Source organism: Legionella tucsonensis, assembly GCF_001468035.1.
Lineage (GTDB): Bacteria > Pseudomonadota > Gammaproteobacteria > Legionellales > Legionellaceae > Legionella > Legionella tucsonensis.
In genome coordinates this window covers 2472944-2494327 of the sequence record NZ_LNZA01000001.1, presented here as the reverse complement: position 1 = coordinate 2494327, position 21384 = coordinate 2472944, and the positions used below count along the sequence as shown (strand labels likewise).

Genomic DNA, 21384 nt, shown 5'->3' with positions numbered 1-21384 from the left:
GTGTGAGGTCTCCTCATGTGAAAGTAGGTCATCGCCAGGGTTTTATTCTTAGAAAGCGGCTTCAAAGCCGCTTTTTTTTTAACATAAATTGCTTGTTCAGTATTTTATTTGCTAATTGCCAATTTTCAGATTCTTAGTCTTCTTTTTGTATTTCTTTTAGGTTTTCTGTTTTTTTGTTCTAATTGTAATAAAAGAATAACTTATCTCGATAAAGACCAATTCTCGAGCTACACTGAATTAAAAATCATTCGGATGGAGTTGATGAAAGAAAATTTCTTAATTTATGGCTCATATGGATATACCGGTAATTTAATTACTCAATTAAGTGTGCAGCAAGGATTAAAACCGGTATTAGCAGGCAGAGATAAAGAAAAATTAAAGCTTCAAGCCAATACGCTAAATTTGGAATATAGAGTGTTTGATGTTAATGATCTGGAACAAACTAAAAATGCTCTGAAAGATCTTATCGCCGTAATTCATTGTGCTGGCCCATTCAAATATACCTATAGAAACATGGTATTAGCTTGTCTTGCTGTAAAAACTCATTACGTGGACATTACCGGTGAAGTCAGAGTAATAGAGCAACTGATGAAAATGAATGAACAAGCTCAAGCAGCCGGCATTATGTTATTACCTGGATCTGGATTTGATGTAGTACCTAGCGATTGTTTGGCTGCTTATTTAAAGCAATGTTTGCCTGATGCGAACCATTTAGTTCTTGCTATTGGAACATTTAATAAAGGTAATGGTTTAACTATTTCACACGGAACTGCTAAAACAATGATGGAAGATATTCCTGAAGGTACTCTGATTCGTGATGATGGAGCTTTAAAAAAAGTTCCTTTCTGCTGGAAAACCCAATTTTTTGATTTTGGCATCTCAAAGAAACTCTTATGTGCCACCATTTCATGGGGAGATTTGGCGTCAGCATGGTGGTCTACTCAGATTCCTCATATAGAAATATATATGGCATTGCCTAAAAAGATAATTCAACTTAGAAGTCTTATTAATCCTATTAAAAAAGTTCTGGGGTGGGCTCCAATTAAAAAATATATAATGCATAAAATTAATCAATTACCCGCTGGCCCTACTGAGAAGCAAAGACAAAATTCAGTTGTAAAAATCTATGGTGAAGTAAGCAATGAAGCAGGAAAAAAAATTGCTGCACTGATGACTACGCCTAATGGTTATACCCTGACCGCTTTATCCACACTGATGATTGTACAACACATTCTATCAGAAAATGCTCCAATTGGTTTTCAAACACCTTCTAGCGCATATACGGAAGATTTAATCATGAAAATTCCTGAAGTGACTCGAGTTATGATTCAATAATTGTTAGTATTCACCTGATTTTCAGGCTTGAGAATATCATGTAAAAAATATTTTTATAGCCAAGGAGTGATTGATGATTAAAAAATATTTTTAAAAAGTATAAGGAGTATATAATGATTGAAAAAAGGCTTGTGGAGCTAGAAGGTGGGATACAAGAGGTTAAGTTAATGCAATTAGAGTTGGCTGAAAAAAGTGCTCGTTTACAACGCCTTATAGAACTTATGGAACAACAACTAAATCAATTTGAGCGTTCTGTGGATCCTGAAGTGAATCAAGGTGAGTTGCTTAGAACATATGGCATCATGAAACCGCCAAAGCAAGAAGTTGGATCCTATGAGTTATCCACAAAACCTACTCTCTGAAATTTAAATTAAGTCGCACTATGGTAAGGGAAATAGAAAATGAAATATGTTTGGTATTTATACTGATTATTTGATGTATCAGAATAAATGCGACTGTTGTTTGGTTTTCTTATGATAAAAGGTAGGTTTTTCTTTGTCCAAAAGGATACGATTCTTAATATCTTTGAAAAAATTATGAAAATCATATAACTAAGTTAGTAATCTATTTCCCTATTATCAAAAATTTTCAAGCAAATATATAAAGGGGAAAGTAAACCAGTTTGTATAATTTATCGGATTGTCACGATGTTTTAGAGTGGCGTTATCAACAAATTCAGCTTTAATTTCAGACAGCCTCTTCATGGCATCACTACAATTTTCTACCAAGCTACAATGATGCCAAATGTTTATCTTTGAGCCGCACATAATGTTGTGCCGAGTATTCTAACATCTCGAGTTCTTGATCTGTTAATTTCCTGATTGCTTTAGCAGGGTTTCCAAGATATAAATAGCCACTTTCCAGAATTTTTCCTGGGGTGACTAATGTCCCTGCACCAACCATTACATGATGCTGAACATGTACAGCATCTAAAATTAATGCTCCCATACCAATAAGACAGAAGTCATCAACGATGCAACCATGTAATACAGCTTGATGTCCAATTGTAATTCCTTGGCCTAAAATTAATGGTTGTCCGCCTGAAGTATAAGGTCCATCATGAGTAACGTGCAAAACTGCACCATCTTGAATGCTGCAGGCATTGCCTATTTTAATTGAGTTTACATCTCCACGCAGAACAGCCATCGGCCAAACAGATACATCATCACCCAAAGATACATCACCGATGATTACTGACTTAGGATCAACATAGACTCGTTGACCCATCGAAGGAGATTTACCTTGAAAACTGCGAATGGCATCATTCATATTTATTTAAACCATAGTAACGAATTCTTCTGCGCTTGTGGGATGAATGGCAACTGTATTATCAAAATCATTTTTACAGGCTCCCATTTTTACTGCCACACCAAAACCTTGCAGCATTTCATCAGCCCCTAATCCGATGACGTGCAAACCAATAATTTTCTCTTCTTTTCCTAGAGTAACCAGTTTCATGACTGTAGGTGTTTTTACGTCAGCAAATGCATTAAACATTGGTGTAAAACGGGTTTGATAAATTTTAATTTGATCCTTACCATGTTGCTCAATGGCTGCTTGTTCACTAAGTCCAACTGTTCCTACAGGTGGATGACTAAAGACTACGGTGCAGATATTGTCATAGTTAAGGCACGCGTCTGGTTGCTGACCAAACAGACGATCTGCCAAACGTCGTCCTGCAGCAATTGCTACAGGAGTAAGGGGTGGCGCATTCGTCACATCACCTAGAGCATAAATACCTTGAGTACTGGTATTTTGAAAAGCATCGACCAAAATCAATCCCTGTTCATTAGTAGTAACACTTACCTTCTCCAGGTTTAATTCAGACGTTCTTGGTTTTCTTCCCACTGCAGTAATAATTACGTCGATATCCTGAAGAATTGAACCGCTGGAGCATACTATAGATTTTCTGCCATCACTATGTAAATTTATCTCTTTTGCTTTATGATTTTGGTGGATATGAATACCTTGTTGTTGCATGATTTCCATTAAGGTATCTCCCAGGACATTGTCAAAGCGGGATAATGGCCGCGTGCCTCTCATTAATAGATGAGTTTCACTGCCTAAACTGTTTAATACTCCCGCTAACTCTACCCCGATATATCCGCTCCCGATAATTGCCACTTTTTCAGGTTGCTTGGTCAAGGCAAAGAAGCCATCTGAATCAATCGCATGTTGCCCCCCATGAATTGTTGGTTGAGAAGGTTCGCCGCCTGTTGCAATGATAATATGTTGTGCCTGATAAAGAATATCATTTACTTTGATTGAATGTGCATCATAGAACGCGCCAGTACCTTGAATTAAAGTGATATTAAACTGAGTAAAACGCTTTGCATAGTTTTCTCTGAGTCGCTGTATATAGGCATTACGCTTATTAACCAGAGTACTCCAATCAAGGGTTGGCGATGTGTGTGAAAAACTATATTCAGGCGCATGATGCATCATTTCATTAATCATGGATGCATTGAACATAACTTTTTTGGGGACGCAACCTAAGTTAACACAGGTACCACCCAAAAAGCTGGGTTCTACTACTGCAACTTTGGCACCATATTTAGCAGCTCGAACAGCACTGGCAATGCCGCCGCTGCCTCCACCTAGTACAATAAGATCAAATTGATTGTTTTTCATAGAGAATTTTTAAAAATAAGTTTATATTATCAGGAACTATCAAACCAACCAACATAAAATTCCCGCAGAAACAGCTAGCAATCTGATTAAAATAACATTTTGAATGAAGCAACCAAAAGACCTTGCTTCATTCAAAATATTTTATTCGACACTAACTTTAAATTCCACATCCATATTGCCGCGAATTGCATTAGAATAGGGGCAAACTTGATGCGCTTGGGCCACTAAATCTTCTGCATCTTTTTGACTTAAACCCACAACATGAGCATGCATTTCAACACCAAGCTTATATCCTTTTTCGGGTGTGGTATATAAGGAGACTTGAGAAAGAATTGAGGCATCTTGCAGAGGAATGTTCTGTAAGCTGGCAATATGGCGCATAGCGCTCTCAAAACACGCGGAATAACCTGCAGCAAATAATTCTTCCGGATTTGTACCACCACCTTGGCCGCCTAATTCTTTTGGTTTCGCAAGGTCCAGTCTTAATAATCCATCGGAAGTTTCTATATGGCCATTTCGGCCACCATGTGTACGTGCTGTTGCTGTATAAAGTGGTTTCATATTTGGGTCCTTTAATGATAACTGATACCAAAGTTAGAATTGATTTACAGATTTGTCAATGAGTAGATACTTTATATATTGTGTTGCATTCATGACGTGGCACTTTGGAACTCTTTACCCCATAAAACAAACCTTTATCTAAGTGATTACATACTTGTTCAGTATTTAATGTATTAAGGCACTGCGATAATATTTTGTGATGACAATGCGGAAAAATAGCGCTTGGTGAGTGGAGTGCCTGGTATTGCTGGTTTTTCCAACTATTGAGATTGCTCGTATAATAAGTAGTAAAATTTTTAATTTTCAGATTATTATCCATGGTAAAAATTTTCATACCCGGGTAGTTATGATGGATACGACTAATCGCTGGCGTAGAAAAGGCATAGACATTGCTCCCATCATCTAGATGGATTTTTCTGATCTCATCCATATGTGTGTGCGATGTGAGGAGAGTAATTTCTCCATATGATTTTTTGTTGTTATTTAATATTTTTATAAATTTCTGCAAGTAAGCTTTATGCCAAATAGGTTTCCCTTGATATGAAGTTCCGGGTGGTTCATGCATGGCGATTAATAGTTGTTTGGCATGATGTTTTTTTAATTGCTGATTCAGCCAAGAAAGCTGGATTAAAGCATCGTGTTTCTGGTTTGGATATTTTGCAAGCAGGGGAGTATTTGTCCATTGAGTGGCATTTAGGGCGATCAAAATAATTTTTTTATTACCTGGTATCACATAACTGGAATAATACCCATCGTGATGCATATGCCTGCCATCAATAATTAACCCTTTACAATGAGCACAGGCACCATCCCAATTCGTAGCAAACTTTAAGGGAGAAACACCATTTGACTCAAAGGGTTGATAATTACCAAGTAAGGAATCATTATTCCCAGTAATATAAAAAATAGGCTTTAACTCTTTATCGTTTTCATATAATTGATCAAATACCGTTTTTTCGAATTCTCCTTTTTTCGGTGTGTTAAATAAAGAATGTGTGGGTAAGTCACCTAAACAAAGAATAAAGTCCACTTTTTTGCTTAATTTTTCATATTTTTTCATAGTGATTTTCAGAAATTCTGTACCGGTATCTTCTCCATCACGTGATAAGTTATTGCTGCCGTAATGGATATCACTAATTGTTAAAAAGCTAGGTGCTGTATATGCAGAATGAATAAAGCAAAAAATAAGTAGAACAATTTTAAAAAATGAATTCATTGAAACCCCATAGTGGTTTACCTTTAAACTTCCGAGTTTATTTTGTTTCACCGCGATGCATTCCTAAGCTGCCTCACGAATACTCCATGTTCTTTGCACCTGATTGGGAGTATCTGCTTGCACCCAGAGTAGGGAAGGACTACCTGAAGGATTAATCGATAGAATCTTGGAAGATAACATCACTCCAAAAGGATATTTTTTTACCACGGATTGTAGTGCGGTCCATACCTTCTCAGGATCAGCCTGGTTATCGGTTACTATAAGTTCATTGCCTCGATATATTATATTTACAGGTTGGCCTCTCAAAGCAGTTCGTATTGCAGATTCCAAACGCCTCCATTTAGCCTGATGTGCTTTTTGTTTGTCGGCTTGGGTAGGATTTGATTGGAAACTAATACGTTGATGAGGTGAAAAAATTCGACTTAAACTATTGCTGTCTGGATTCTTTTGCAAGAAATAAGTGCATAAAGCATCCAATACAGGACGTCCAGGTCCAGAGGTTTTACCTGGCTGTCTGTTGACATACATTGCAAACGCCAAAGTATGGCCATTGGCAGTATATAAATATCCTGAAAGACTATTTATTCCAGTCATAGTACCTGTTTTAGCACGAACAAAACCCTGTTGTGTAGGGATACGGAATCTTTTTTGCAAGGTTCCATCCCGTCCGGATATAGGTAATGCGGATATGTATTCATAAGATAAAGGAAAACGTTGATATAAAAATTTTAATAGTGAGATGGTTTGCTCTGGAGTAACTAAACTATAGCGTGATAAGCCTGACCCGTCCGTAAAAATCGCATTAGTAAAATCGATTCCTGTCTGTGATTGTAAAAAATTCTTAATCAAGGGTTCAGCATCTCGCCAATTGACTGATGCACCTGTGAGTTGTTTTGCTGCATGCAAATACAAGCTGTCTGCATAGAGATTATCAGATGGTTTTAAAGTATCTGCCATCAGTTGTGATACAGGTTTAGAGTGTTGTGTTGCAATTAATAAAGAACCCTCTGGAGTTTCTCCTAATTGTACCTGGCCATTGAGTTGAATATTGTCTTTTTTCAATTGAGTTTTGATCATGCTTTGAGCATACATTAAAGGATTTTTTATAGCCAAACGTTGTTGTACTGCCCATTGACCAACTCCGACACAACCACGAACAGTTAAATGATTGTCTTGATCTAAATTAAAGCCCACGCCACAACCTTTGGCATTAGGTTTTGTTGTTGCCTGATTATTTAATGCGATAGCACCACCACCATCGTCTACTTCAACAATCGCAGGGTCTCCAGCTTGAGCTCCTGGATTTACGGTAACAGTCAAACGATTGGAGTCAACCATGACTGGGGCATTTGGTGCGCCATAGCTATAGGATAAATCGGTAGCGAGCCAGCCAGGAGGATAGGGATCAACTTGTGCGAGGCTGCTATCGATGTATACATTACCTTGAATGGTATTGATATTCCATTCCTTCAATGAGGAAAGCAGTGCTTTTAAATCATTACGATTAAATGAAGGATCACCACTTAGTTGCACATATACATTTCCTTGGAGTATTCCCTGTTGTATTGTTCCTGCACTCATACTTAATCGATTTTCGAAACGATAATCTGGGCCAAGTATCATTAATGCAGCTGCTTCAGAAAAAAGCTTCATGTTGCTTGCAGGGATATACAAACGTCCAGCATTGCGGCGATAGAGCGTTTGTCCAGAAGTGAGGTCAAGAACGACAACTCCAAGATTAACTTTTGGATTAATACGGCTAATTAATTTATCTACTTCGCCTTGAATACTGATACCATATGATAGTGTGGATAATGCCAATAAAAATGCGCCAGTAAACGTCCTTTTCATTGATGTTGTTCCTTTTGTTTTATCATATACCGAATAGAAAATTAATAACCATCGCTAATCATATCGCAAGCCTAGTCGCTCCAAAAGTCCCGCAAGCGTATCATTATCAAAAAATTTAACTTGTAACCATCCGCCATCACCATTATCGTTTATTATTTGAACTGGAGCACCTAATTGTTCTCCTAATACTGATTGTAGCCGCTCAATGTCTCGATCTCTTTTTGCATTTTGCGGCGGAGAAGGGTCTTTATTTTTTTGTATTTTTACTGCATGTTCTAGCTGTCTTACTGACCATTGTTGCGCTATGGCTTGTTTCGCTAAATACTCCTGTTGGGTTGGTTCTAACCCTATAAGAACTCGCGCATGACCAAATGATAATGTTTTATTGCGAATTAAATCTTTTATTTTTTCACTTAAACTCAATAAACGAATAATATTGGCAATATGGCTGCGTGATTTCCCTACTAAAGCAGCTATTTCATCTTGATAATAATTAAATTCATCAATCAAACGTCGATAAGCGCTTGCTTCTTCAATCAAGTTTAAATCTTCTCGTTGAATATTTTCTATTAGAGTGAGGGCGCATGCTTGTTTATCACTATAATTTCCGACGAGGCAAGGGACAGTTTGTAATCCCGCTATTTTGGCAGCGCGCCATCTTCTTTCGCCTGCGATAATTTCATAACGCTGTTTTGCAATTGATCTGACGATTAGAGGTTCGATTAAACCTTGTGATGCAATTGATTGAGCAAGTTCTTTTAATGTGGTGTCATTAAAATCTTGTCTGGGTTGATATTGCCCCGCTTGAATGTTTTCTATAGGTATGTGGTGAAATTCAACGTGCATCGAAATAGTACTGAATAAAAACTGTTATAAATTGTTTCATATTTTGGTAGTAATGAAAATAGGAATTAAAGCGTTATACTTGTGTCTAGTAGGGATGAAGTACAGCGAAATCCGGGAATGATTGGGTTTTCCTGGGTTTTGCTGTGCTTCGCTCAGACAGCGCTCTGTTTACAGCAAACCATACAATATTGCTGAGATAGCGATAATGCCCATTATTGTTGTGAATACATTACTTACACGATCCGTTTTATATTTTTTCATTGCTGGAATTTTGGCAATTGCATACATAGGCATAACAAACAATAGGATAGCTATAATGGGTCCACCCAGAGTTTCTATCATTTTTAAGATGTTGGGATTTATAGTGGCTACAATCCAGCACGTAATAACCATAAAAATTTCAATGACGCGTTGCAGTTTGTATTGGCTTATTGTTTTTCCTGTTGGTTTTAACATGTTTACAATAATGCTGCTCAAACCTTCTTTGGCACCTAAATAATGGCCTAAAAAGGATTTGGAAATCGCAATAAAGGCAATAATAGGAGCGATGTACGCAATCAGAGGTGTTTTAAAATGATTTGCTAGATAAGACAGGATAGAAATGTTTTGTTGTTTCGCTTGCAAAAGGTCTTGAGGTGAAAGACTAAAAACGCAACTGAATACAAAGAACATCACTGAAAAGACCATGAGTAAATGGCTGTAGCGCATAATCACTGCACTATTATTCTCTGCATCAATTCCATGTTGCTGTTTTTGATTAACAGCAAAAGAAGAAATAATTGGCGAATGATTAAAAGAAAATACCATGACTGGAATGATTAGCCACATGGTCATTAACAGTCCATGCCCTCCATTAGCATGCAATGAATTGCTTTGTTGTAAAATGGCATTATTCCAGTTGGGAATTAAATAAATAGATAAAAATAATAATATGGTTGCAAAAGGATAAACCAATAAAGACATTGATTTGACAATTATTTCCTGTCCAAAACGCACTATAGCCATGAGTGCAAGGATAAGTATTATGGATAAAAGTACTCTTGGGGGGGCGGACATACCTAACTGATTCACAAGAAAACTTTCAGTAGTATTAGTAATTGCTATGCTATACATTAATAGGATGGGATAAATTGCAAAAAAATATAAACCGGTCAATATCCTTCCTGTAAAGATACCAAAATGTTCTTCAACTACATCGGTAATGTCATTCTGAGTAGAAGAGCCTGATAAAACAAAGCGGCAGAGAGCCCTATGTGAAAAATAAGTCATAGGAAAGGCAAGTACAGCCATTATAATTAAGGGCCAAATCCCATTAAGTCCAGCATCTATTGGCAGAAAAAGGGTTCCGGCGCCTACAGCAGTACCGTAAAGACTTAACATCCAAACGGTATCATGTTTTGTCCATGAATACTTTTTATTTACTGCTAGAGGTGAAAGTATTGCTGCAGATTCATTTGATGACATTAAAATATCCTTTATATAATACCGGACACAATGTTCAATATTAACACTGCAAATCCAATATTTCAACAAAATTTGCTTCTTACACTGAGGAAGCTCTTGTATATTTACTTAATATTTAGTGACTAAAACTCCAGTTTTGTACCATAAAGTCTGTCTCCTGCATCACCTAATCCTGGAATAATATAACCTTTTTCATTGAGCTGCTGGTCTATGGCTGCTGTGAAAATTGGAACATCTGGATGCTCTTCATGAAATGATGCTATTCCCTCTGGAGAAGCAAGCATGCAGAGAAATTTGATTGATTTAGGCTCGATTGCCTTAATTTCCTTGACTGCAGCAATTGCTGAATTTCCTGTTGCCAACATCGGATCAACTACAATCACATCACGATCTCGAGTATGTTCTGGGAGCTTAATATAGTATTCAACAGCTTCCAGAGTTTTAGGATCACGGTACAAGCCAATATGACCAATTCTTGCTGTGGGTACAAGTTGTAACATGCCATCGACTAAACCATTCCCAGCGCGCAAAATTGAAACAAAAACCATTTTTTTACCTTTTAAAACGGGTGATTGCATTATGGCTAGAGGTGTTTCGATTTCTTCATATTCCATTTCCAAATCACGAGTAACTTCATAGGCGAGCAGCATACTGATCTCATGCATCAAAGTGCGAAACTTAACCGTACTGGTATCTTTTCGACGCATAATGGTTAACTTATGCTGAATTAATGGATGCTGTACTACAACAATGTGTTGATTATTCATTTTAACTCCAAACAGCAATTTTATGTGAAAAAATGTAGCCTGGGTGAAGCGAGACGGAGCCCGGGTTTCCTATCACAGATTTCCCGGGTTCCGCTTCGCTTCACCCAAGCTTGTGTTAAATTAAAAAACTGTGCCATCACTAATAATCTGTATCGGTGGCATACCTTGGGAACGTTTTTGTTTGGCAATTCGTCGTCCTGCTTCCCAAGTACCTCCTTGCAAAATTTTAGCCAAAGGAAGTTCTATGGTATTTTTTTGCAGTTTTTTCCTGATTAATACGGCTAATTCGTCCAATAGCGCAATGGTTAATGCACGCCATTCCACAATCGCCTCTGCATCGATTGGGAGTGCTTTTTCCAGAATTTTCTTATTTTTAATTTGCAGCAATCCACAATCGATGAGTAAACCACCATTTCGATATTCTGGCAAACCAGTTAGTTCTTCCACATGAGTCACTGTAATTCCTGCTTGTTCCAGGGGTTCAATCAAAGAATAAGTTAACCATTGGGATAATTTATGAAATGGAATGTATTCCGATCCAGATTCATTTGATTTTAATGCATTATATTGCCACACATCTCCAAGCGGGACTCCATGATATAGCAGTCTTGTTGGCCATATTTCATTAAATGTATCAAGCACCTCATGAAAAATCTGAGATGCAGTAAGTGTGGTATTTGATGCTAAAGAACTCATGTATGTATAAAAGTTACCTAAGCGCCTTTCTTTTTCAAAATGATGCTCGTCCTGTTGTATTAATGTACCGAGTCGATTCAGTAATGCGACTCGTCCAGAAAGAGCCTCTAAAGGATTTCTAGCAGTGACTTGAAAAATATCACGTAGCTCGGTTTCATTAAAAGCCAATAAACGTTCAGCATCCACTCTCAATGGTTGGGATGGATGAGCACTAAACATCCCTTTTTGATAAAGAGATAAGCTTGCAAGAGCGAGGCCTTCAGAGCGCGAATATTCAACTCCTGTTTCAGACTCTTTATAGCGCCAGTATTGGCCAGCGCCCGCATCTAGGAATACACTAATGATAACCAGTTCGTAAAGAATTTTACCCCATTCAAGTGCAGATAAGGTACCCAATTGTTCTTGCATTTTTTTTATTCGATTAATATTCCCAGCTTCAAAATGACGCCAACGACTGTGATAGGGAATATCAAGATTTGGATAATTATCCTGAATGACTTCAATAACAAATGAGGCTGTTCTGGTCATTTTCTCCAGATCTAAGAAAAAGTATGCTGATTGGTCTTGTTTGACTCGTTCTAAAATAGCTTGGGAGCGAACGCGTATAGTGCGCAGATCCCTTAATGTCGCTAATACTCGGGCAATTTCTTGTTTATTACTCATTAAGATCACGTCCTTTGGTTTTCGCCAATTCATTAATATCAACGATTCGATCAGGTGAATAATAGCCTGCCGCACGTTTGGCATTCATTTCTACTTGTGCATCAAGAGGAATGAGTTCATCAGGAATGGTTACTCGTTCTATAACATGAATTCCTGATTTGAGTAAGGCATCATATTTCATATTGGACATGGAAACAAAACGATGAATTTTGGTAATGCCAAGCCAATGTAAAATATCCGACATCAGTTCTTGGAAACGCATATCCTGGACTCCCGCGACGCACTCAGTTCTTTCAAAGTATTTAGCAGCAGTATCTCCACCTTTTTGCCTTTTGCGGGCATTATAGACCAAAAATTTGGTCACTTCTCCTAAAGCTCTTCCCTCTTTTCGATTATAAACAATCAAGCCAGCCCCACCTTTCTGGGCAGACTCAATAGATAATTCAATTCCATGTACCAAATAGGGTCGACAGGTACAAATATCGGAGCCAAATACATCCGAACCATTGCATTCATCATGAATACGACAAGTAAGCTCAATTTGGGGGTTGTGGATGGTGGTTACGTCGCCAAAAAAATAGGCGGTTAAGCCACCTATAGGGGGTAAAAAAACATCGAGGTCAGAGCGGGTTACCAATTCAGGGAACATTCCAGCTGTTTGCTCAAATAAGGTACGACGTAAAAGTGACTCTGAAACTTCAAAGCGTGCAGCAATTCCAGGTAAATACCAGACTGGTTCCACAGCGACTTTAGTGACTGCGACATCACCTGATTCTTTTAATATTTTTCCATCAGGTTTGAGGCGGCCTTTTTGGATGGCTGTATGCAATTCAGGAATATTAATATGTGCTTTGGTAACTGCTATTGTAGGGCGAATATCATATCCTGCTTGAATTTCTTCCGAAAATACACTAGCAACCAGATGTCCCCAGGGATCCATGGAGACGATTTTCTGTGTATCGTTCCATTGTGGATGTGGGCCTATGGCTACAGGGGGTGTAGTATCAGTAAGGTCTGGTACATGCTCGGGATCTAACACTCCAGCAGCAACTGCCAGTGCTCGATAAACTGAATATGAGCCAGAGTGTGTGCCGACGGCATTGCGATTTTTTATATTCGTAAGAGAAGCGATTACAGGACCGCGTTCTTTAGGGTTTTCTGCTCCCCATTTTATTTTTAACGGCGCAGCAGTATGCCCAGATGGATGTGATGATAAAACAATATGTCCTTTCGATTTTTTTTTTGACCCATCTTGCACCATAAGACCAATCCTTAAATGATAACAACTTGATAAATTCATCATAACAGAAGAAATTAATTGGTAGAAAGTACTATTTTCCCTATTGGATAGAGGAAGTATAGAGTCATTGTACTGAGTTAATATTCTCGCTATTATGCTTAGATTTACCCTAGGGTCACACTCCCATTAATGGGAGTGACGCCTTTTTTAAGTTTTTTGTAACCCCGGGTTTCGCTTCGCTCCACTCAGACTATGATTTTTATAGATGATGTGAGCCATTACTAGCAGGAAAAAATTACCTATGACCACTTTAATTATTTGTTTATTCATTGCGATATTGTTCCCTTATCTTCTCAAGCTTGTTGTGGCTAATTTTATGCAAAAAGAAGGGAAATATGATAATCATTATCCAAGAGCTCAACAGGCAAGATTACAAGGAATGGGTGCGCGAGCAGTCGCAGCCCATCAAAACAGTTTTGAGGCATTGCTTGTCTTTGCGACTGCTACATTAACCGCAATAGCCACTCATCATATCGGAATAACAATTCAAATTTTGGCTATTATTTTTATCATTTCCAGGGTTATTTATAGCTATTTTTATTTAATGGATAGGGCTTCCTTACGATCAACTACTTGGTTTATTGGTTTTATTTGTTGTTTGATTATTTTAGGGCTATGTATGGCGTGATTTCACTCATGGATGGAGTTTGGATTAGGTCATGAATCCAGGTTAAAAAGGGCTTTTTGATGCACAAAAAAAATGATGTACAACACGTTTCGTTACAACCTTTGCTGATTTTTGTTATTTTAATGCTCATGATATTGATGCAGATGACTACGGATCTGTATATTCCTTCATTACCCGCCATTACTAAAGAGTTTCGCAGTAATGAAGCATCCATTCAATTAACGTTATCTCTTTTTATGCTGGGCTTGGGTATTTCCCACGTATTTTATGGTCCTTTATCGGATAAAATTGGCCGTAAACCACCTCTTATGTTTGGTGTCGGTCTAAGTATCTTAGGCAGCTTATGCTGTTTTCTCGCTCCCTCTGTTTTAGTTTTGATTATTGGTCGTTTTATTCAGGGATTTGGCATTGGATGTTGTGGTTCAGTAGGGCGCTCTCTAGTTCGCGATCTTTTTACTGACAGAGTTTTATCTAAGATAGGTTCTTATGTAGGGATTGTGAGCGTTTTTATTATGGTGGCATCTCCCGTTCTCGGGGGATATATCCAGGTGCATTTTGGATGGCGTATCAATTTTTTATTTTTACTCGTATTTGGTATTGTTATATGGATCTTAGCATTATGCACTCTTCCGGAAACAAATAAAAACCTTAATCCTCATGCAACTCAATTCAGAGTAATGCGTGAGAATTACTTTTCCTTATTACAATCTAAAGTGTTTTTAGGCTATGCATTGTGTGCCTGTCTTGCTTCCGCAGGTATAATTGGTTATCTCGCGATTGCTCCTTTTCTTTTTCAGGATACATTAGGGCTTAGTCCTATAGAATTTGGTCAATTGACAATTTTTATTGCCGGCGCCATTTGTGTGAGCGGAATAATTAACAGCCAAATGGTGATGAAAAAAGGTGTGTCCTACATGGTATTTATCGGAATTGTCTTTATGGTAATAGGGGGGGGGACCATGCTGTTTTTGTCACTTATAGGATTGCAGAACGTACTCTCTATCATGATTCCTATGTCTTTGTTTAGCATGGGAATGGGGTTTACTTTTATCAATGCCTTTGCTGGCGCTTTTCATCCATTTCCTCATATGGCGGGAACAGTAGGAGCTTTATATGCATGCATGCAAGACTTAAGTGCAGCTTTGTCGAGCGGGATTATTGCTCTAGGTGCATGGTATGGCCAACTCTCTTTAGCTATAATCTTACTTATTTTAGGGTTAGGTTCTTTAGCTTCATGGTATTATCTGGCCTCAAGAGATCATTAAGAGGTATTGTTCGTGAAAATTACCGAGACAGAATTAAAAAATATTATATCCAAATTATCAGGTACGAAAGCAGAAGACATTCATAATGATACTGCGTTAATAGAAGACTTGTATTTAGATTCCTTAAAAATAGTTGAGTTACTGGCTATTCTTAGCGAAGAATATAATTTAACGGTGACTGAGGAGGATGCAATGAATTTTCATACCTATAAAGATTTGTTTGCGTTTACTCAGGCGTAACCTTTTTTATTTTTGCTCATATGGATTTGACATCTTTTCTCATAAATAAATCCTAAACCTGGGTTTACGGCTACACCCTCACCCAGGCTACAATTCTAATTAGAATTTTAAGGTAGAATTTAAAGAATTCTCATCATCTAATTGCATGAAATAAGACGTAAGCATATAAATTGCTACAGCGCCTGTTAAAACAATGCCACCAAATAGCGTAAGCTCTCGTGACCAATAGCTTGCTTCAGGCTTCTTTTTTTCAGGAAGGGCAACCTTATGCCATTCGTAATTAGGAGAGAACAATTGTGAAGAAGGTTCAATGCGTTCATAACGTTTAAATAAATTGTCCCATTTCTCTTTATGAGTTTTTTGATGTAATTCAGCGTCTTCTTTTAATAACACATTATTACTTTTTTCAAGAGTTGATTGCTGTAAAAAATCATCATATTTTTTGTGTAGTTCTTCGATGGGTTTCGCAAAATCTTCTATACAATAGCGAGTTGTAGCATTTTGTTTTAATATAATCCGTGCGTGTAGAGGTATGTTACTTGGAAGTTCCATTTCTGGATTTTCTTTGATGTTTTTCGCCAAATCTAAAATACGAAAAGCAATGGCGCTACTGTCATGCTCACATTGTTTTTGTACGTCGGTTAGTGGTTTGGAAGGTATAGAACAGTCAATTTGGGCTGATTGTCCTATTTGCTTGAGTTGATTTAATTGCTCTTCTACCCGTCCTTTAACTCCTGAGTGAATGTTATTTTCAGAAAGCAACCATCCTGCATAAGCTCTTACATATTCTTGTTCAATATAAAATTTCGTTTGATAAAAAAGAGCATTAAAATATTCTGGATCAGCGCAAACCTGTTGAGGGTTTTCTAAGTCTTCTATTAATTTTTCGGCAAACGTCAATAATTCATTCACTTCTTCGAACACAAGTTTTGCATTAAGACGCGCATCTGGGCCAACACCAAATTTTGCTAATGAAACATATTTTTTGATTTGAATATCAATTAACTCACATAAAAATTCGAATAATTCTTTTTGACTCTTCATATTTTTGTCCATTTTTTATTTGAGTCACTAGATTATTCGATGACTCTTATTGATGCAATAAAATTATACATATGGCCTTATTTTTCCAAGTTGTTTTTAACTCTATTTTTTAAAAAGATATATAATAAAAGAAGGAAGGACGAATCTTCGTCGGGAAAAATATGGAAACAAATCGTGGTTTATCAGTAACGACTCAGTCAGTACAGGTTATAGAAAGTATCAATCACTTCCATCAACAAGTCTTAGGAGCGGGCAAGGAGCCTTATTTTATTTTAAATGCAGTCAAAACTAATCCTGATAATTTGCTCCTCCAAGTTTATACTGCTGCATTTTATCTTTATGGCCAGACTGATCCAGCCACTGCTTTAGCAAAAAAACATTTATTGCATGCTGAAAAATTATTGCATTCGGTTAATTTAAGAGAAAAATTAACTTATCAGGCAGTTAAAGCTTGGATGAATTTGGAATATGAAAGTGCTTTAACTATTTTAGCGGCTTTAACAGCTTTATATCCGCGCGATACTTTAGCAGCAAAGTTTGCTGAATGGTTATTTTATTGTTCGGGGCAAGCTTACAAAGGTCATCACTATTTGAAGTTTTGTGAACAGATAGCAGCACATAATCAGGATGAATCTCACTTTTTAGCCATGTATTCTTTTGCAGCGGAATTGTCGGGTCATATATCAGATGCGCAACGTTTGGCAGAACAGGCATTGACCATCGAACCACTTACACCTTGGGCGCATCATACTCTGGCTCATATCTATCTTAACACAAAAAATAGTGCAAAAGGGATAGCGGCTTTAGAAACGTTCCGAGGGAGCTGGGAACAGATCTCAACACTTCTTCGAGGACATAACAGTTGGCACTTAGCTTTATTTTACCTTGCATTACGACAAGGCGATAAGGTAATGGATTTATATCCTGCTATTTTTGGTACATGTCCAGAAATTATTACCGAACAAATAGATGCCATCTCATTATTATGGCGTCTGGATATGGCAGGATTGCCGCAATTAGAGCAATTTAATCTTCTCGCGCGTTATCTTGATGACAATCCTTTTATGCATTATACCGGTTTTAACACGGTCCATTATGTATATTGTCTAACTCGTTTAGGTCAAGAGGACGCAGTTCAGAGAACCTTAGAATCAATTGAAACTTATGCTCAGACTTTGGCGAAGGGATACTGTCAATCGCTGTGGCTTTCCGTTATCTTACCTTTGAGTAAAGGGATTCATGCTTTTGTTAATAATGATTTTCAATCAGCCTATGATTTGATGACCCCTTGTATCTCCAGGCATACTGAAATTGGTGGCAGTGATGCACAGTCAGAAATCATTGCACAAACTTATTTGCTTTGTTTATTACAAAGCAATAAAAAAAAGGCAGCAAAAGAATTTTTCAATTTTTATTTAGCACACTACAAAGGAACACCTCTGGCTGAGTTTTGGTTTAGTTCAAAGCTAAGTTTTTAATAAGAATAAACTGTAGGGAGTGAATAATCTGGGTTCTGCTTTGCTGCACCTCAGGCTGCATTAAATCACTTCCAAAAGTGCGCAAGCGGCGATACCTCCTCCACCTGCAGCAACCAATAACGCTTTATCTTTTGCTTTGATGGGGGCGTGTTCGCGAAGAAAATCTAGAGCAATACCTACACTTGTACCAGAAGTATTACCGGTTTCTTCCACGGTTTTAACAATACGTTCCTCAGGAAAACCTAATTGTTTTGCAACAGATAAAACTAAATTTTTATTTCCTTGATGCGGGACCAACCATTGGATATCCGCAGTAGTAAGGTTTAATGCTTTGAGGAATTCTTCTGCTCCATCAACCATACCATGTACTGCTTTGACGAATAGAGCGGTATTTTCTTTAATCGTGATGTAAAACAACTCTGGGTTTTGGCAATGTGCTGCAGGCAGTCGTGAACCTCCTGCAGGAATAGATACCGTATCACTGACTTCGCCATCAGCAAATAAAGCGGAGGCAATAAAACGAAATTCAGCATTTTTTTTATCGGTAGACACAACGCAAGCAGCTGCCCCATCGCCAAAGAGGACACTGGTAGCAAAATTATTTTTATTTAAAAACTTAGAGCGGATCTCGCTGGCGATTAATAAGATGGAACCCATACTTGCTTGAGTAATAGCAGCACTTGTATGCAAACCTACTACAAAACCGGCACACGCTGCTCCAATATCAAAAGCCCCTGTATTTTGTAATCCAAGTCGGTGTTGTACTAATGGACTGGTTGGTGGTGCAAGGTAGTCTCCTGATATAGTTGCCAAAATAATTTGGTTGATTTTATTCTTTTCGGTCGGCTTTGCTGCAAACAGTTTTTCTGCCGCAAGTACAGCTAAATCACTACATGCCTGATTTTCATTGACCCAGCGTCTGTTTCTAATTCCTGTTGAAAAGCTGACCAGTGTTGGGCTTTGTGTGCTATTCATCCAATTGAGTACCTCTTGATTACTCACAATCCTTTCAGGCAACGCGGTAAAAGGACCCTTGAGGTATATGTCTTTTTCGGCACGTAACAAATTCATGATGATAATATTCCTTCAGAACGCATTAGCGGTAAACCTCCACTAACAGTAATGACAGAGCCTGTCATAAATGAGGTTCTTGATAATAAGGGATCCATGGCCTCTGCTATTTGTGTTGTTTCTCCCATCATGCCTTGAGGAATAATTTGTGCCATTTTTTCTTGATAAGCAGGCTTTTTCCAGAATTGTTCAGTTCTTGATGTTTTAATCAAACCAACACGCACAATATTGGATAAAATATCGTTGGCACTGTAATCAACTGCAAGATTTAAAAATAATCCTTCGAGCGCTGCTTTGGTTGCACAATAAGCGCCATACCGACTGGTTCCTGTAATTGCAGAAAGGCTGGAAATCAGAATCAATCGTCCAAATTTATTGGCTAATAAAGCCGGTAATAAGTGATGAATTAACCAGATATTGCCATGCAAATTATCATCAATATAAGTGCGTAATGCAGGGTAGGATAACGCGTGTAATTTTCGTAATTGGCTCACCCGTGTAAACGCGTTGAGAATGACACCATCTAAAGGTTTCTGCAGCAGATTTTGCAGTTCTTCCTTACTGGCCTCTGGATTGGAAAAATTATATACCAAACCACGAACCTGCATTTTTTGTTGTTTATAATGTTCCAAGGTTTTGTTTAGACTTTCCTTGCTGGAGCTGGTAATGATAATCGTGTCGCCTAATTGCAGTCGTCGCTTGGCTATGGCTTGAGCTATATCTGATGATCCACCAGTAATCAAAATATTCATTGTGCCCCCAGCTCAATTAAGTGTTTTTCAATACTGTTTATCGATTCATAATGCTCTTTTACTAAAGGCATGACAGGGATCTTAATTTTGAATTCTCGCTCTAACTCGATAATGAGTAAGGCTAACATTAAGCTGTCTAGACCCCCTTGCTCTAGTGAGGCGGATGTATCTTGATATGGATAGGCAAGTCCAATTTTTGCTAATGTATTGCGAATTCGTTCAGTGTGCATGTTTTTTTTCCTTTGGGCTTAGAAGCAGTGCTTTTCTATCAAGTTTTCCGTGTTGATTACGTGGCAATTTATCCAATAATTGCACTTTAATTGGAAGTTTTCTAGGTAAAAAATGGTGTTTTAACTGTTCACAAAGCATTTGTTCTGTGGTGGTAGTGCTGAATCCATCTCGTTCCAGACACGCAAGTAAACGGATACCGTACAATTCATCAGGAACAGGTATGACAATCACTTCTTTAATTTCTTTAATTTGGCAAATTTTATGCTCTATATCAATTAAATTAACTTTTTCACCACCAATATTGACGATGTGATCCGATCGTCCTTTAATTGCTACCAAACCTGAGGGTAATTGCTCTGCCAAATCTCCAGTATAAAACCAACCATCGTGCATTCGGCTTTGTTTTTCTTCACCTAGATAACCCAACATGAGTTGACTGCCTTTAATGAGCAACTCATTGTTCGCAGATAAACGTATCTGCCAATCACCAACTGGATGACCGGCAAAATCCTCAAGGAACAATGGATCTTTGCTGGAGTAAGTCAGGACGCGTGGGGAGGCTTCTGTGAGACCATAATTATTATAAATTATTGCATTAGGAAAAGAATGCATTAAGCTGTCACGCAATATAATACTCAAAGGAGCTCCAGCTGAGACAATCGCTTTTATTTTTGCTGCTGCTTCTGGAAAAAGTGTTGCCATTTTATTAATCGCGACCCAATGAGAAGGGACCCCACTCCACATTTGCGGAATAGCGCGAGTTTCAAACACTGTTTTAATGTCAGTAAATTGTGTGATTAGTTGTGTTTTTATTCCTGCGCTTAACCCAGGGAGTAACTGCCCAAGAAGGCCAAAAGAGTACGATAAAGGTAAAAACAATAATTGATCGACAACTCGAGAAAACTCCAGCGCATTAATGACAGCATGACAATTTGCAATGATATTTTTTAGAGAAAGCTGTACCGCTTTCATTTGGCCTGTGCTCCCTGATGTAAAGAGTACTAAAGCGAGTTCAGGATGATGCTTTATCTGATTATTTTCTTGAATTTCCAGGAGCTCACCTTGTGCATCAACGGTCATGCTGGTACTTAAAATGACTCGTTTTTCCTGCTCTGATTCGTGATGGGTAAGGAGTGCAATCGGTTTTCCGATGTGTAAAGCAGCTAATAATTGAATCACAAATAGAGGTTGTGCTGTTGCATATAAAACCAATAGACCTTTGGGCAATTTTTTTAATTGTAACGACATTTTGTGGACTGCTGTTTCTAATTCAGCAAAGCTTAAAATCTGATTTTCAACGCTTAGTGCAATTTTATTTGGCGAATCTTGAGCTAGAAATTGCATT

21 protein-coding genes are annotated in these 21384 nt (G+C 37.8%); 6 read left to right on the top strand and 15 right to left on the bottom strand.

Features of this window, described 5'->3' with window-relative positions; genetic code table 11:
- The first annotated feature begins 261 nt into the window (after positions 1-261).
- Positions 262-1335, top strand: coding sequence for a saccharopine dehydrogenase family protein (locus tag Ltuc_RS10995; protein WP_058521306.1), 1074 nt, complete (start codon positions 262-264; stop codon positions 1333-1335).
- A gap of 113 nt (positions 1336-1448) precedes the next feature.
- A complete protein-coding gene (locus tag Ltuc_RS10990; RefSeq protein WP_058521305.1) occupies positions 1449-1697 on the top strand; it encodes a hypothetical protein in 249 nt (82 codons plus the stop codon).
- Positions 1698-2064: 367 nt separating this feature from the next.
- Here Ltuc_RS10990 and Ltuc_RS10985 read toward each other — a convergent pair whose 3' ends face one another.
- The 10 genes from Ltuc_RS10985 to Ltuc_RS10940 form a co-directional block, all read right to left on the bottom strand.
- On the bottom strand, positions 2065-2604 hold the full coding sequence (locus tag Ltuc_RS10985; protein WP_058521304.1) for a gamma carbonic anhydrase family protein: 540 nt from the start codon (positions 2602-2604) through the stop codon (positions 2065-2067).
- A 6-nt stretch (positions 2605-2610) separates the two neighbouring features.
- On the bottom strand, positions 2611-3966 hold the full coding sequence (gene gorA / locus Ltuc_RS10980) for a glutathione-disulfide reductase (protein WP_058521303.1): 1356 nt from the start codon (positions 3964-3966) through the stop codon (positions 2611-2613).
- Between the two features lie 141 nt (positions 3967-4107).
- Positions 4108-4527, bottom strand: a complete 420-nt coding sequence (locus Ltuc_RS10975; RefSeq protein ID WP_058521302.1) for an organic hydroperoxide resistance protein — start codon at positions 4525-4527, stop codon at positions 4108-4110.
- Between the two features lie 55 nt (positions 4528-4582).
- Complete coding sequence (locus tag Ltuc_RS10970; RefSeq protein WP_058521301.1) at positions 4583-5743, bottom strand: metallophosphoesterase; 1161 nt, start codon at positions 5741-5743, stop codon at positions 4583-4585.
- A gap of 63 nt (positions 5744-5806) precedes the next feature.
- Complete coding sequence (dacB, locus tag Ltuc_RS10965) at positions 5807-7594, bottom strand: D-alanyl-D-alanine carboxypeptidase/D-alanyl-D-alanine endopeptidase (protein WP_058521300.1); 1788 nt, start codon at positions 7592-7594, stop codon at positions 5807-5809.
- A gap of 54 nt (positions 7595-7648) precedes the next feature.
- Complete coding sequence (locus Ltuc_RS10960) at positions 7649-8440, bottom strand: ParB/RepB/Spo0J family partition protein (RefSeq protein WP_058521299.1); 792 nt, start codon at positions 8438-8440, stop codon at positions 7649-7651.
- A gap of 168 nt (positions 8441-8608) precedes the next feature.
- Positions 8609-9904, bottom strand: a complete 1296-nt coding sequence (locus Ltuc_RS10955) for a serine/threonine transporter (RefSeq protein ID WP_058521298.1) — start codon at positions 9902-9904, stop codon at positions 8609-8611.
- Positions 9905-10026: 122 nt separating this feature from the next.
- A complete protein-coding gene (gene upp, locus Ltuc_RS10950) occupies positions 10027-10671 on the bottom strand; it encodes a uracil phosphoribosyltransferase (RefSeq protein WP_058521297.1) in 645 nt (214 codons plus the stop codon).
- 120 nt (positions 10672-10791) lie between these two features.
- Entirely contained in the window at positions 10792-12030 is a 1239-nt protein-coding gene (locus tag Ltuc_RS10945) for a URC4/urg3 family protein (protein ID WP_058521296.1), read from the bottom strand.
- A complete protein-coding gene (locus Ltuc_RS10940) occupies positions 12023-13291 on the bottom strand; it encodes a GTP cyclohydrolase II (protein ID WP_058521295.1) in 1269 nt (422 codons plus the stop codon). Before Ltuc_RS10940 ends, Ltuc_RS10945 begins: the two co-directional genes overlap by 8 nt.
- A gap of 280 nt (positions 13292-13571) precedes the next feature.
- Here Ltuc_RS10940 and Ltuc_RS10935 point away from each other — a divergent pair, with 280 nt between their 5' ends.
- The 3 genes from Ltuc_RS10935 to Ltuc_RS10925 are packed head-to-tail and all read left to right on the top strand — an operon-like array spanning position 13572 to position 15463.
- Positions 13572-13958, top strand: a complete 387-nt coding sequence (locus Ltuc_RS10935; protein ID WP_058521294.1) for an MAPEG family protein — start codon at positions 13572-13574, stop codon at positions 13956-13958.
- Positions 13959-14017: 59 nt separating this feature from the next.
- Positions 14018-15223, top strand: a complete 1206-nt coding sequence (locus tag Ltuc_RS10930; protein WP_058521293.1) for a multidrug effflux MFS transporter — start codon at positions 14018-14020, stop codon at positions 15221-15223.
- Positions 15224-15235: 12 nt separating this feature from the next.
- Positions 15236-15463, top strand: a complete 228-nt coding sequence (locus tag Ltuc_RS10925; protein ID WP_058521292.1) for an acyl carrier protein — start codon at positions 15236-15238, stop codon at positions 15461-15463.
- A gap of 99 nt (positions 15464-15562) precedes the next feature.
- Here Ltuc_RS10925 and Ltuc_RS10920 read toward each other — a convergent pair whose 3' ends face one another.
- Complete coding sequence (locus Ltuc_RS10920) at positions 15563-16507, bottom strand: hypothetical protein (RefSeq protein ID WP_058521291.1); 945 nt, start codon at positions 16505-16507, stop codon at positions 15563-15565.
- A 161-nt stretch (positions 16508-16668) separates the two neighbouring features.
- Between Ltuc_RS10920 and Ltuc_RS10915 the strand changes: the two genes are divergently transcribed.
- Positions 16669-17985: a tetratricopeptide repeat protein gene (locus Ltuc_RS10915; RefSeq protein WP_058521290.1), complete on the top strand. Its 1317-nt coding sequence runs from the start codon at positions 16669-16671 to the stop codon at positions 17983-17985.
- 60 nt (positions 17986-18045) lie between these two features.
- On the opposite strand, the gene Ltuc_RS10910 is transcribed toward Ltuc_RS10915, so the two are convergent.
- From Ltuc_RS10910 to Ltuc_RS10895, 4 genes are read right to left on the bottom strand one after another with little or no spacing between them, the layout of a single operon-like run.
- Positions 18046-19056: a 3-oxoacyl-ACP synthase III family protein gene (locus tag Ltuc_RS10910; RefSeq protein WP_058521289.1), complete on the bottom strand. Its 1011-nt coding sequence runs from the start codon at positions 19054-19056 to the stop codon at positions 18046-18048.
- Positions 19053-19808 carry an SDR family NAD(P)-dependent oxidoreductase gene (locus Ltuc_RS10905; RefSeq protein ID WP_058521288.1) on the bottom strand — a complete coding sequence of 252 codons (756 nt, stop codon included), beginning with the start codon at positions 19806-19808 and terminating at the stop codon, positions 19053-19055. The genes Ltuc_RS10910 and Ltuc_RS10905 overlap by 4 nt, the downstream gene beginning before the upstream one ends.
- Positions 19805-20038 (bottom strand): acyl carrier protein, encoded by a 234-nt coding sequence (locus Ltuc_RS10900; protein WP_058521287.1) that lies wholly within the window; start codon positions 20036-20038, stop codon positions 19805-19807. The genes Ltuc_RS10905 and Ltuc_RS10900 overlap by 4 nt, the downstream gene beginning before the upstream one ends.
- Positions 20028-21383, bottom strand: a complete 1356-nt coding sequence (locus Ltuc_RS10895; protein WP_058521286.1) for a class I adenylate-forming enzyme family protein — start codon at positions 21381-21383, stop codon at positions 20028-20030. The genes Ltuc_RS10900 and Ltuc_RS10895 overlap by 11 nt, the downstream gene beginning before the upstream one ends.
- Position 21384: the final 1 nt, after the last annotated feature.